This is a genomic window from Stieleria bergensis (genome assembly GCA_007745635.1).
Classification (GTDB): Bacteria; Planctomycetota; Planctomycetia; order Pirellulales; family Pirellulaceae; genus Stieleria; species Stieleria bergensis.
Window position 1 is genome coordinate 1,827,543 of sequence record CP036272.1, and the last position, 13,758, is coordinate 1,841,300.

Sequence of the window (13,758 nt, forward strand, 5' to 3'; positions counted from 1 at the left end):
TGAATGAATTTAGCTAAAGTCGCTGAGTTCTAGCCAGCGTTCTTCGGCGGTTTCCAACTCACTGGTGATGTCCGTGATTTGTTGGTGCAACTTCATCGCTTTGTCGGGGTCTGATTCGCACATCAGTTGCTCATTGAGCGACTTTTTCTCGTCGTCTAATCGAGCAATCTTCTTTTCCAGATTCTTGATTTCCTTCTCTGTTTTGCGATTCTGCTTGTGCGCGCCGCGATCGTTTTGTGAGGCACTAGCCTTGCCTGCCGGTTTGTCTTTCGCATTGGCGCTCTGACGTTGGCGTTCACCTTCGTCAATTTCGCTCTCGATACTTTGCAAGTAAGTTTCGTAGTTGCCAAAGTAGTTCTTGACCGATCCATCGCGGACTTCGATCACATTGGTCGCGACCCGCTGCATGAAGTGTCGATCGTGAGACGTAAAGATCACTGTGCCTTTGTAATTGTGTAACGCATCGGCAAGAGCTTCGACGGTTTCCACGTCCAAGTGGTTTCCCGGTTCATCCAGTACCAGCACATTTGCCGTTCCTAGCAGTAGGCCGGCCATGCACAGGCGAGCTCGTTCACCACCAGAGAGCACTTCGACTTTCTTGTTGATGTGAGAATCGCGAAACAGCAAGGCGCCGGCCATTGCCAGGCAATCCTGGCGAGTTGTTTCGGCGTTGGATTCGTATTCGAGGTGTTCTAGAACCGTGCGACGTGGATCGAGACTGGTGTACACGTGCTGGGCATAGGTGCCAATTTCAGTTCCATGTCCCCATTTGAGTTTGCCTTCGATCGGTGTCAGGGAATCGACGAGTGTCCGCAGCAGGGTTGTCTTACCCTGTCCGTTGTCCCCGACGATTGCGGCTCGTTGGCCATGTTCGATTTCTAATTGAATGTTCGATGCAACGGTGTGGTCCGGATAGCCGATCGATAAACCGTCGCAGCGCATGAGAGTGCCCTGTCTTGGGGTGACCAAGGGGGCGCGAATGTGCACGGTCGGTTCATCGACATCGACTTCACCTGTTTGCAAACGCTCAAGCTGTTTGGCCTTGCTGCGCGCCTGGCTGGCTGTGGATGCGTTGGCTCGGTTTTTGTCAATGAATCGCTGCAATTGTTTCTGTTTGGCAGCCACGGTGGCATTGACGCGGCGATCATGTTCGCGGCGTTCTTCACGATGTTCTAAATAGCGATCGATCGGACCACTGAACATGGTGAGCTTGCCTTTGGCCAGTTCAAGCGTTTGCGAGCAAGTCGCCTTCAAGAACGCACGATCGTGGCTGACGATCAGTGCCGCTTTGTTGAAGTTTCTTAAAAAGTGTTCCAGTAAGATCTGCGTGCGGAGATCCAGGAAGTTGGTCGGCTCGTCAAGCATCAACAAGTTGGGATCGTTCAGCAACAAACCGGCCAGTTTGACTCGCGTCTGCCATCCGCCAGAGAGCGACTTGACCGGACCTTCCAGATAGTCTCCCTTCAGTTCGAATTGGCCAGCGACTTCGCCGCATTTCCAATCGGGCTGGCCGCTTTCTCGCATCAGGAAATCTAGAGCTGATTCGCCAGGCTGGAACGGATCGTGCTGCCGGAGGTACCCCACGCGGAGGCTGGGGTGATGAGTGACTTCACCTTTTTCCAGTTCCTCATCACCCAGGATTGCCTTCAAAAACGTGCTTTTCCCAGCTCCATTTCGTCCAATGAAGCCAACCTTTTGATTGTCCACCAGGGAGACTTCTGCTCCATCAAGCAGGATTTGGTCGCCGTAGCGTTTGTGGGCATCTCGAACTTGGATCAGGACTGGCATGGGACGCAGGGAAATCAACAATTGGAGGCAAGAGATTTGTCACCGATAGCGTAGCAAGAAATCAAAAACACGTCGATCCGCGATGCTTTTTCAACGTGTCTCCAAACGCCGTGGATCCGGTAGGCGGGCCTGATTGAGACCAAGAAGCGGTCCCTGCTGCTGGTCAATGGACGACCGACGGTGAGCGTCTATTTTCGCCGCGCAGCCGGTGGAGCACTTGGCCTGCGCTTGATGGGGATCAGGGCATGCTGTGCTTGATAAGCGACATCAGCGATCAGCGTGTCAACTCGATTGCGACTGACGGCATAGGCTGCGAGGGAAGGAATGGCCACAATCAAACCGCCCACCGTGGTCACCAACGCTTGATAGATGCCTTCAGCCAAGTCACCTGCTCCCGCCGCACCGCTGGTCGCAGCGACTTGCTGGAAGGCAAAAATCATCCCCGTCACTGTTCCCAGGAGACCAACCATCGGTGCGATGTTGCCGATCACCGAAAGGTATTCGATCCTTCGCATCAAGCGAGCGCTTTGCTCCGCCAACGCATCCTCAGTGGCCTTTTCGACTTCACGCCAACCGTAGTCGATTTCGGTCAGCCCAGAAAGCAAGACCACGCCAAGCACACTCGGTTTCCGACGACAGGCCGCGTCCGCGTCAGCCAAATTTCCCGTAAGCAGTGCTTGGCGGACGGCTTCGCTGAGCCCGTCAGGAAGGATCTCTTGACGGCGCAGTGTCATCACTTGATCAAAGACCAGGTAGGCTGCCAAGAAGCTCAGCGCCAGAAGGACAACCAGAATGAGCGCCCCGGTAATGCCGCCACTTAGAATCACATCCAACAGCCCCGTCGTTTCGGTGGCGTTGGTGTCCTCTGCCGGTGCGCTGGTTTCCTGGGCAAGAAACAGCAGATTGCTAAGTTGAGGGAGCAGCATCATGTTTTGGAAGCATCAGTCTGTGATCGAGAAGCGATGAAACTGCCGTCGCAGCGCCACTAGTTTCGTCGATTTGGTCGCAAATTGCCACCCCGCAGACGGGATGCCGCTCGCTCGGGCAATGGACTTAGTTTCCATTTCCTGCCGAAACCAGAAATTCGGCTTCAGTTAGCAAGGGATCGTTCCAGCGCAGCCGCAGAATACCGGCTTGCTGGAGTTCGTCGATCGCCTGTGCATGTCCCTCGCGAATCTCCGCTTGCGTGCTGCGACTGCGGCGATTGGACTGCGAAATGGACAGCGACACCATCGCAATGATGGCCGTTGGTGGCAGCGAGAGTAGGACGCATGTGAAAGGGTTGGGAAAGCGGTCCACTAGACTGCCAAGGCTGGTTGGCGCTGTCTGTTGTCCGGCCAGACCGCCAATGGTCTGGTAACAGGCTTCCAGGTAGTTCGCATACATTGCTAGCAGGGGGCCGGCTAGCAATAACCAAAAGGGGACAGTTCCAAGGAGTGCCGTGATGGAGGCGAAGCGTCGCGAGATGCCGTGATGGTCTATCGCCCGCTCGAAGATTTCTTGGGATCGTTCTTGCAAGGCATCAACACCGGCGAGCGTCGCGACGGGCGCCCCCTCTGCTCTTGATGCACCCGAATCACTGGATGTCGGTGAAACTGCCGAATCAACTTCGCTTGTCTGGTATTGGCGCAGCATCGCTAGTTCTTCTCGAAACCTGGCTGCTAGCGGCCCTAGGCGGTCGGTGACTGCGGCAGCACTGCGTCGTTTGAGCCCCTCTCGGACTTGTGCATCTGCGTCACGCTTTGCCAAGATGCCTTGTGTCGTGGCCCAGACACTGCTTACCAGCGAAGGGAGCGAACCAGAAAGTGACATCAATACGCGGTCCCAGATGCCGTGTGTCAGGTTGAGTGAACCCAAGATCGATCGATAGGGAAACCAGAGAGCACTGGTCTGAGCGAGCAGTTTTAAACGCAGCCGATTCCGAACGGCGGCAATGATTGGCCCATCGCCACCAACAAGTGTCTCCGCGACTTCACCCGGTAGCTTGCAGGCCTCTTGGTTGAGATGATTGACCGCAAAGGTGAGGCCTGGTAACTGATCGACGAGCAAGCTTTGAAGAGCGGAACGAAAGCGTTCTTCGAGTGCAACCTTTCGTGAACCGAGACGACGATCGGAATCGGGGTGCTGTTCAAGCAGGTCGGAAAGTTGCCGCATCAATTCTCTGGACACCTGCTGTCCGACCACTTCGCTGGACTGCCCGGTGACATCAAAGTCTTCAACCAGCAGTGGCTTGGCAATGATGCTTTGTGGGGCTGTGCCACGCAGATTGTCCAGGAACCGCTCGGTGTCCTCCTGGAGTGATTGGTCCGTGCTGCGGACCGTGTTGATCACGGGAATGACGATCGTGCCTTCACTTGCCGCAACTAAGATACCAGGGGTTTGGCCACGGATCTGGTCTCTGCGCACGACCAAAAGGATTGCCGAAGCTAGCATCAGGGCGCGTCGCGAAACCTCGGCGATCGCGGCTCGCTGGTCTGTTGCCCCGGGAGCGTCGAGCAGCAGGTAAGGTGAATCGGCCGGTTCCATCTGCGAGGTTGCAACTGGCAGGTATTCTTCATAGCGAGAATCAATGTCAGCCGGCGGCTGGGGGCCCACCCACACCAGCTTTTCAGTGTTTTGGTCAATGTTGTCACCCGATCGAATCTGATTGGCCGATGGTGACTTGCGAATCAATTGACGAACGAGCCAGGACTTGCCCTGCCCGGTTGCTCCCACCACACCCAGGACCATCGCACCGGCAGCGCGATCTTGCATCAGCAGAGACAGCGAGCGCTCGTGCTGATCGCATAGACGTATGATGTTTTGCCCGGTCGAGCTGTTGCCCAGCACCGCTTGCGCAGCGCGGCGAACACGATGATGAAACGCTTCATCGTGGCCGATTGCTGGTCGGTTAGCCTTGGGATCGGTCACTGACATGTTCAAAGATTATCCCTGAGTGTTGCTGGGGGCAATGATGTTGCGCAGGTCTTTTTCAAACTCAGGGCGATACTCGTGAACGGGAAGTTGAGGCCATTGGCCGGGAAGAGGTTCCAGTTCCAAGTGAGGGTTGCTGAACGCAAGCGTTTGATTCTTGAACTCAATGTTGGGTAATGGATCGCCTGATTCAATTCCCACGTGATGGCAGGCGACCAAGTAAAAGATCGACATCTGCTTGATGGCAACCTGATTGTTCAATTGCTGAGCCGCTTTGCCTCCGGACCAATACGTCGAAAACGCGGTGAGCCCCGCAGCAGCCATGAGTTCAACGATCGAAGCCTGTGCAATGAAAGTGGCTCCGAAGTCCACGCCGATCATCAGCACGCTTCCAAAGGTCGCCATCAATGCGGCCAACGGAGTCAAGCCAGCAGCCAGTTTTCGGTGGCTGGGCAATTGATGCCACATTTCTTTGGCAACAGAGTCCAGCGCGTCGGAGTCGATTTGCACTTGGTCCACGTTGGCAAACGCTTCCAACCACTGTTCCAACATCAGCTGCCAGTGTTGTTTCAGGGAGGCGCCGGTGGGTTGTGGAAACCAGTGAGGGAGTGTCAAATCACCGCCATAGCGGCCAATGGAGGAGGCGAGTGCGGTGACGTCCACAACGCTGCCGACTTTTTGGCTCGTGAATTTGCTCTTAATGGACTCGGCATAACTTTCCGCTAAGACCGTTGGTACGAACTTGCGAATCTTATCGCCGGCTTTCTTGGCTTGTCCTTGAATCATCGTGTTCATGCGAACGCTCAGTCGCGCATACCAGGGAGCAGTTCGCGTGAACGCAACCGCCAGTTGCTGCACGACTTGATCGCTTTGATGCAAGCGAAGTTCGGTGATTTGTCCTTGCGCGTCTCGTTTGGTAAAGCAAGCGACGGTCGTCTCCAGCAGCGTCTGCTGGGCGCGCTGTGACTTTTCGCAGGAGGCCTGAGCGTGCTGTTTCAACAGTGGAATGGCCTGATCCCAAATCGCCCTGGACAGCGCTTGGTTGCGACCAGCTAAGAACCTTGCAGAGGACGCCGGGCTATCAAGGTCTTTGGCTAATTGAGAGAGCAATCGGTCGCGGGTGATTTGGGCTGGTGGATTTTGTTCTGGGTCGGGAGAGAGTGCGAAGAAGACCGGCAACGGATCCGCTTCGTCGTGCGGTAACTCGATCAGTTGCTCGCCGTCGACGACTTGTTTAGGAATGTAGGGCCCACACTTAGGAATCTCGTAATCGTAGGCACCGAAGATGCGTTTGATTCCATAGCGATTGCATTGTGGTTCAAAAGCTGAGAGCACGTCGTCGGGATTTTGACGTGGGCGAATCTTGTTCACCGCCAACAGCCTTTCGGTGCCCGGCATGAGGTCTGACACCGTTTCCAGGATGTCGCCCAGTGCTCGATCACGCGCCATGCCTGGCGTTGAAACCACAAGGAACGCGCTGCAGAATGTTGACACTTTTCCCAGCAGCTGCCGTCGCTGTTCAGGGGAGCCAACGCCAAAGATTTCATCTGAAACAATGTCTGGGCAGTCCAGTAGTCCAATGCCTAGATCGTCGAGCGCGGCGTCGGTAGCGACCAAGGGGATGCCCAGTAGCGCTGGTTCTCCGGCTTGATTGCTGTATTGCTGGTGCGCGGATTCGGGATCGTCGGACAGCAATTCCGCTTGATGCCCAATCGCGTCGCTCAAGTCTTTGAGCAACAGTTCCCAGAGCGGTGCATCGGCTTTCCAAGAGTCGGGCAGCCAGAGGACGAAGCGGTGTGTGCCCTGGTCGTTGGATTCACCACGCAATGCGCGAGCTCGGCCTGCGGGGCTTAGCAAGCTGGCGATCAGGCTTGTCTTGCCACCGTTGAGCATTCCAGCGACCGCCAAGGTCGGAAACTCCGCCAATCGAGCGGCCTGCGAAACTTGACGACCGAGTGCTACAACTCCTTCAGCCAATTCGGAGTCAATCCGTTTGAGCCCGTTTAAAAAGCTTTCATGGCGCGGTTTTGGAAATCGGCGCGACAATGCGGCGCGCCGGCCGTCGTCCTCTAAGAGTGACAACAGCTGAGGCCAATCCACCGGCTGGTCTTTTTTCTTTCGCCTTACGCCAAACATTTTAACTAATCGGGGCGGTTTTCATGGTGGGATGACGCTTGGGGGACTCCGCAAAACCCATCGGTTGTGGCAACTGGTACACGCTATGAAGGCACACACTAACCAAACTCACTGCTGAACCGGTCAACAATCTGCCGGGTCCTGATGATCGTAGAGGTTTTTCCTATGAGTTGACGCACTGTTGGATATTGGTGCGAATCAGGCACACGCGCACGGGCTCTGTCACACAGTCGTCTCCAGTGGTTCATCGAGTTTCACAGACCACATTCGTCACTGAGACTGTAATCTTTCTGCTTTTCCCGATTATTTCAAATCAATCATGTTTGCTGAATTCCTGATCTTTTTGTTCATCGGCTGGGTGATTGTGACGTTGGTCGGACATGCCAGTTGGCTGCTGGTAAAGCTACTGCTCTCGGGCTTGTTCGGGATCAGGGAGCCAAAGTCGCCGGCAGTTACTGAGACTCCGTCGCTGCGTGATGACATTGCAGGGGCCCGTCGCGTCTTGCAGTATGCTCACTTTCAAAAACGGATTAGCCAGCGCCAAGCCAAAGCAATCGGGCAACAGTTGCAACAGCTGGGCGACGAACTTTCTCAGCCCGGCTCGCTGCAATCACCAGCGTCTCCACCGGTCTGGCACCCGCAACCGATGCAGGCAGGCTCTGTCGCGATCGATCCGCCGCCCATGGCTGGTGCGATTGAGCGAAGCAGTGCGGCGTTGAGTCCAACCGCGACGACGCCAGGGGAGCCAAGCATTGTCCCGGTTGATTCTTCGCCGGAACGAACGCATCTTTCAGGGGGGATTGGTGAGGCTGTAAACGGCGATCGTTCAAGTGATCGAGGAAATGTGTCGGGGCCAGTTGCTGGGGTAACGTCTGGGGCAGCGTCTGACGATGAGCGTGTTGAATCCACCGCGCGTCGCCAGCCGGCGGAGGCTCTTCGGCATCTGCATGCGGCGCGGCAACAGGACTTGGCGGACGCTTCTTTGGCGGCAACCACTGTCACCGATTCTCTGGCCGCCACAAGGGGCGCGACGCAGGCCGCCGCTGGCAGGACCCTGGCAGAATTTCTGGCTGATCACAATATTCGTTGGGGAGAGTTGCTTGCTGGCGTGCTGATTGTTGTTTGTTCGATTGGTCTAGTGGTCAGTTTGTGGAGTACCTTGTCGTCGATGCATCGGGTGGTTCCGTCGATGCTCTTTCTGGCAGGGAACGCAGCGATCTTTTCGGCTGGCCTGTACACGTTTTTTCGATGGAAACTCCCCGATACCAGTCGCGCGACTCTGTTGATTGCCACTTTCCTTGTTCCCTTAGGGATTCTGGCAGGTTTATCAACAGGCGACTCGGAGTCGGCGGTTCAGTTGACCGATCCAATCGCGTTGGTCGGGCTGTTCGTTGGGGGAGTCGTCTACACGTTGTTTCTTAGGCAATCGTCGCGTGTATTGGTTGGCAAACACTTGGCGTTAGCGATGACGATAGGAATCGTTGGTGTGGCAGCAGTGATTCCTTTTGCACCGGCGCTTTGGCGTTGGCTCGGTGGCTATGCTGGTCTGGGGATGTACGTGGCCTCAGTGGTGGTGGTGGTGTCCCAGTTTGTGGTTTGGCGTAACATCGATCAACACCCACGCAGCACAGGCCGTTTGCATGCGTTTGCTGGAAAGCGCCTGATGGTGATCGGTGTGTCGTTGTTTTGCTTGGCCGTCCTTGCGACTTATTTGGGGTTTCTTACAAGGGAAATTCCCAAGGCTTGGTTGCCGATCGCCTTGGGGACGATTCCTGGTTTGGTGGTGTTGGCAGGTTCGCTAGGGACGATGGTTCGCCTTGTTCGGCGACCTCGAATTGCATTGGCATCGACCGCTGCTGCGATCTGCGTGTTGCTGCTTTGTGGGGCTTTGGTTGTTCCAGTGTCGTTTGCGCTGAAATGGACTTGGGTGTGGGCAGGGTCGTTTTCCATTGCGGCGTTGTGGGTTGCGATTCAGCAGCGACGTACTCAGCATTTAATGGGGGCCTGGACAGCGATTGCAACGATACCACTGGGAGTCGCACTCAGTTTAAGCGCTCCGGAGATCAGTCGGCTCGTGTTTGGTAACGAGGCATTGCTTGAGTGGGCATTGTGGCGTCAGTTACTTTGCGGCGTGAACGCAGTAACGCTCTTTGTTTTTGGGGGAACGTTGGTGGGGATTGGGTTGCTGTTGCGTAAGCAGTTGGTTGGAATCGGCCTGCTCGCTTGCGGGGCGGGTTGGTTGGCGCTTTCTGGATTGATCGCAGCCGTGCTTACCTTTGCGCCGAGTGCTTGGTTGGCTGGTGTTCCACTGAGCTTCGTCGTTGGGATCACAAGCCTGGTTGCGCTGGCAGGGATGATCGTGCAGTCCAGCAAGATTAGCATCGATCCGAAGGGAAGTCAGGGGCTGGTGTTAGGGGCGTTGTTGTTCAGTTCCATTGCTGGCTTTGGGTGGTTGAAGGTTGTGGACGTGCAGTGGATTGAGGCTGATTCTGGGTTGTGTTTTCAAGTTGGTTGGGCAGTGAGCATTGCTGCTGCAATGCAGATGATTTGTGCCTGGAGAACCCGCGATGAGTTTCGTCGTTTGCTGGCGTATGAATACACGGCTGTTGGGATTGGTTTCTCGTTGCTGGCTGCTGTGTTTGATGCGTTTGCGGGAGCAACTTGGGTGTCAGCAACGGTGTTGGTTGTCGTTTCCAACGCGATGTGGACTTGGATTGGTCTGTCGGTTCGGCAGACCTTGCCTCTTCAGATGGCGCGTCTGTCGAGTGTTGTTGGTCTGTTTGTCGTCTGTTATGGAGCCTTGTGGGATCAATTGCAGGCAGCGGAAGCTTGGCGTAGTGGATCGGCACTTTGGGTATTGACGGCAGCTTTGGTTGGTTTGACCGCCTGGGTGCAGTTGCGGTCAATGTTTCTGGATTGGTTGCATCATTGGGCCGTGCAGGTTCCTTCTGCAGCGAAGCAATCGGGGCTTGCTGAGCGATTCCGCTGGTATCGTTTGGACCAGCAAGACTGGGATGTTGATTCGTTTCGCTCACTTCAGTGCATTGCAGTGGTCAGCTTGCTGTTGGCGGCGATGTGGGGCGTGTTTGCTGTTGTGGCTTCGAGTTGGGGCCATTCGGTCGCGTACGACGCAAGCAATCGATTGCCAGGATTGACTTTATTGTCGTTTGGCATGTTGCTTTATCTGCCGGCGATCGGGCGTTCTCTCAGTCGATCTTGGTTGCTTCAGTTGCGTTTGGCTCATCTTGCCGGATTGATCGGGTGGTTCTGTTGGCGAACAGCGGTTTGGTATTCGTACGATGCGTCTACGCAACTGGTTGTGATGACCTCCCTTGGGGTCGGTGTTTTACTATTGATTGATGTCACGCAAGGCCTGATGATTCGCGTGCGTCGTCTGCTTGGTGAGCGGCGAATCGTGTTGTTTTTTGCACCGGCGCTTTGCATGGTGTCGACGGTGACGATTTTGATCAATCAATGGTTGCCGGAAGTTGTGGCGGATCTTGCTCCGCCGAGTTTCAGCACAGGGACCGTTGCTGTTTGGTGGGGGGGGATGGGGCTGATTTGGGCAATGCTGGCTTATCGGGAACGGAATGGTTTTCGAGCTGTTAGCATAGCTTTCGTGTTGCCGCTGTTGGTGTTGTGGGTGATGCCACTGTGGCTGCCAGGTCTTCCGACGGCTTGGTTTCAGGCAGCGATTGTGCTTTTGGCGCTGATCGCAGTGGGCTGTCATTTTGTGTTGGGCGACGCTCAGCACCCTGCGTCGCTGGCGATCAATCTGGGGTTCGTCATGTCGATGGTGGCTGGCCTTGGCAGTGCAGTCGTGATGACGATGCTGGTTTTGATCGAAGCGCCCTACTTGGGACAGTTTCATCAGTGGATTGCGATCGCGAGTTCTTTCACAACCTTTGGATTGATTCTGTCGGCACCCAAGTTGCTTGAGAGGCAGTGGCGGGAAAAGCTGGCGATCAATGCTACGGCGGCCCCTTTGGTTTTAGCTGCCCCACTCGCCGTGGCGTTTGGGCAGTGGACAGGGGATTCTAGTGATGCGACCTGGATGGTTGGGTTGTTGTTGACGTTCTGCGCGGTGGTTGTGATGGTTGGGGCAGCGTATCAGTTCGTGTTTCTTCCTGGTCGTGTGACCGCGCGAGGGAACTTGCAGGATAAGTTGCTGAGCATTGGGCTGGCGCTGCTGGTGGTCGTGCAATGTCTTTGTTATGGGACGGGGCCGTTTGTTCACGTCGGGCTGTTGACTGCCACGATGATTTTGGTTTCGGTGACTGGCTCGGCGTTGTTAGGTAGCTGGGAAGATTCACCAGGAATTGAGAAGCCAGCATTCGTTCGTTTAGACGCCGTTGCGCGTTGGTTCGCCACGGGCTGTGCTTGGTTCGGTTTGGCTGCGGGGGCTTGGTTTGTCATTGATGAACTCCCGGTTGTCGGTAGAGATCGCTGGATGGCATTCAACGCGTTCTACGTTTGGTTTGCGTTGTGGTGCATCTTGTGGCGATTCATTTGTGTGGACCCTCGTTCAGGAATCGTCGGGCAGCTTAAAGCGTCAAGGCCTCGATGGTTAGCGATGCTTGTTGATACTCAGGTCAGTGTGTTGGTGTTATGCCTATCTGTTTTTGAGTTATTCGTGTGCTTTGGAGTTTTCGTTCGGTGGCCGAGTCCGGAGTTGGCCAGTGACGGTTGGTGCTTTGTGCGTCAGGGGCTTGGTTGGTTCATCGTTGTCTCTGCGTTTTGGCGTCGGGGAGTGCGTGGAGCGGGTGAGGTTTCAGGCTATTTGGCAATGGTGCTTGTCGGTTTGTTTTCGGTTCGGGTGGCAAGTTTATGGACCGAGGAAAGCGTTATTTTGGTGACTGTCTTTTCATCAGCCATTGCTTTATTGGTCACGGTTGCGGTGTATGCGTCGTCGCTGATTGCGCTTGTGAGTACTTTAGTCAATCGGATTTGGTCCGGTTTTGGTCCTGAGCGAGATGTGTCAGCGACACAATTGGTTGATGTGTTGAGGATGCTGCAGCGACAGATTGTTATTCCACTGGTGATCGTTGTTAGTGTCGGTGGCAACTTGTTGATTTCGGAAAACGGGCATCAATTTGTTCCGTTCGCGATAGGTGGCGTTGCGATGCTTGGCTGGGCGATTGCAGAGTTAGCGGACCGTCTGATGAATTCCTGGCAGCGTTATGTTTCCGTGTTGGTTGGATTGTTGGCGATTGCGATGTGGTCCAGTGTCAACCTTTCGGCAGTGGTAGCTGGTTGGGAGTTAGCGGCACGTTGGTTTATCTCTTGGTCGATGATTTCTGCGGTGACGGTTTTTGCGGTGCCTCGCTTGGTGGCCAAGTCTTGGTGGGGGCGTTGGGAAGCAGCGGTTCGGTTTGGCGGTCTCAGCACCATGACTTTATCAGGTCTTTCGCTCGTGGCGTTGCTAGTGATTGAGTTTGGGCTGCGAATAGGCGGGCAGACGGATGTGTTGATTCGCCCCATCATGTTGGCCGTCGCAGGGACGTTGGTCTCTGCTTGTGTTCTATGTACTGGAGGAGCCGTTTTTAGCGGTCCAGGTTTTCGCTATGCCGAGATCTGGAAGTTGACGGATCGCAAGCGAACGGCGTTGGTCATCGGGGCTCAGATGTTTGGCGGATTGGCTTGGTTTCACTTGTTTTTGTGTCGGAGTCCGTTGGCGAGTCTGGGGCTTCGTCCCTATTGGCCGTATGTCGTGATGGCATTGGCGTTTGCCAGTGCGGGTGTGGTTCAATGGGCGATGCGCCGAGATGACAAAGTCTTGGTGGCGGTGATGCGTAAGAGTGTCATGTATCTGCCGTTGATCCCGGTGATTGGGTTTTGGATCAGTGGCTCAGTTGTAACGGGGTTGTTTGGACAGTCGGCAGCCGATTCATGGAGTTTTATTGAAGGTCGGGTTAGTTACCAGGCATTATTGATCGTCGTGACGCTTTACTATTCGGTGGTGTCCTTCATGTGGAAGAACACAGTGATGCGAATGTTTGCGATTGTGGGAGGCAATGCGACGATCTGGGTCGTGTTGGCTCAAGCGGAAGGTTGGAGTCTTTGGCAACATCCCCAAGCCTGGTTGATTCCACCGGCTTTGTGTGTGCTGGTGGGTGTGCAGTTCTATCGGCATCAGCTTGGTGTTAGGGCAGCGAATGCGATTCGTTACGCAGCGACGTCGATGATTTACATTTTGAGTTCCGCGGACATGTTCATTCAGGGGTTGGGGGAGTCCATTTTGGGGCCGATGGTGTTAGTGGGGTTGGCATTGATTGGCGTTGCGTTCGGGATTGCATGCAAGGTGCGGCCGTTTGTTTACCTGGGAACTTTGTTTGTCTTTTTAGGGACGGTCAGCATGGTATGGCATGCTCAGCAGCAGATTCAAGCGGTGTGGCCCTGGTGGGTTTTTGGGATCAGCACTGGGATTGTGCTATTGGTCTTGTTGACCTTGATTGAAAAGAACAAGCAGCAATTCCGCCAATTCACGCGTCACCTGCAAAAATGGGAAGGGTGAAAATCTGCTCTTCTCCGATGGGGTGTGTCCCTATTGAAAGGAGGGGAATGGGTTGCTTGATGGGGTGTGTCCCTGTTGGGAGTGGGAGGAGGGGTGGTCGGGGACGGGGAGGTGATCTGGAGAGACGGCAGGTAGTGCGATTGGAGTCTGGATCAGCCGGAATAACCCGTTTCGGAGCGTTTCTGCCTCAGGGATGCGCAGAACGTTAGCCTGCAAGCTTCGAAAAAGCTTGAAATCGGTCATGCTATGACGCCAAATGGCGTGATGGTAAATCCGTTCTAATGAGAATTCAAATCTGCAACACCACGCGAGCCTGCTTGCGGATGAAATAGGCATCTCCGCTCACATGCTTCCGCTCCTCTGACATCGAGTCCAACGAACCGGCAACACTCCCAAACAACGCGCCA

The 13,758-nt window shown here is 55.0% G+C and carries 5 protein-coding genes; 1 reads left to right on the forward strand and 4 read right to left on the reverse strand.

All coding sequences use genetic code 11. The annotated features are described in order from the left end of the window. Positions 1 to 9: 9 nt before the first annotated feature. The 4 genes from SV7mr_RS06185 to SV7mr_RS06200 form a co-directional block, all read right to left on the reverse strand. Entirely contained in the window at positions 10 to 1,788 is a 1,779-nt protein-coding gene (locus SV7mr_RS06185) for an ABC-F family ATP-binding cassette domain-containing protein (protein WP_145270190.1), read from the reverse strand. A gap of 188 nt (positions 1,789 to 1,976) precedes the next feature. Continuing rightward, complete coding sequence (locus tag SV7mr_RS06190; RefSeq protein ID WP_145270192.1) at positions 1,977 to 2,717, reverse strand: MotA/TolQ/ExbB proton channel family protein; 741 nt, start codon at positions 2,715 to 2,717, stop codon at positions 1,977 to 1,979. Between the two features lie 124 nt (positions 2,718 to 2,841). Beyond that, on the reverse strand, positions 2,842 to 4,704 hold the full coding sequence (locus SV7mr_RS06195) for a P-loop NTPase family protein (protein ID WP_419188164.1): 1,863 nt from the start codon (positions 4,702 to 4,704) through the stop codon (positions 2,842 to 2,844). Between the two features lie 9 nt (positions 4,705 to 4,713). Next, entirely contained in the window at positions 4,714 to 6,678 is a 1,965-nt protein-coding gene (locus SV7mr_RS06200) for a hypothetical protein (protein ID WP_145270194.1), read from the reverse strand. Positions 6,679 to 7,156: 478 nt separating this feature from the next. Between SV7mr_RS06200 and SV7mr_RS06205 the strand changes: the two genes are divergently transcribed. Further along, positions 7,157 to 13,351, forward strand: a complete 6,195-nt coding sequence (locus SV7mr_RS06205) for a DUF2339 domain-containing protein (protein WP_145270196.1) — start codon at positions 7,157 to 7,159, stop codon at positions 13,349 to 13,351. Positions 13,352 to 13,758: the final 407 nt, after the last annotated feature.

Coding starts and splice junctions, on each gene's coding strand:
- SV7mr_RS06185 (WP_145270190.1), bottom strand. CDS start 1,788: ATGCCAGTCCTGATCCAAGTTCGAGATGCCCACAAACGCTACGGCGAC.
- SV7mr_RS06190 (WP_145270192.1), bottom strand. CDS start 2,717: ATGATGCTGCTCCCTCAACTTAGCAATCTGCTGTTTCTTGCCCAGGAA.
- SV7mr_RS06195 (WP_419188164.1), bottom strand. CDS start 4,704: ATGTCAGTGACCGATCCCAAGGCTAACCGACCAGCAATCGGCCACGAT.
- SV7mr_RS06205 (WP_145270196.1), top strand. CDS start 7,157: ATGTTTGCTGAATTCCTGATCTTTTTGTTCATCGGCTGGGTGATTGTG.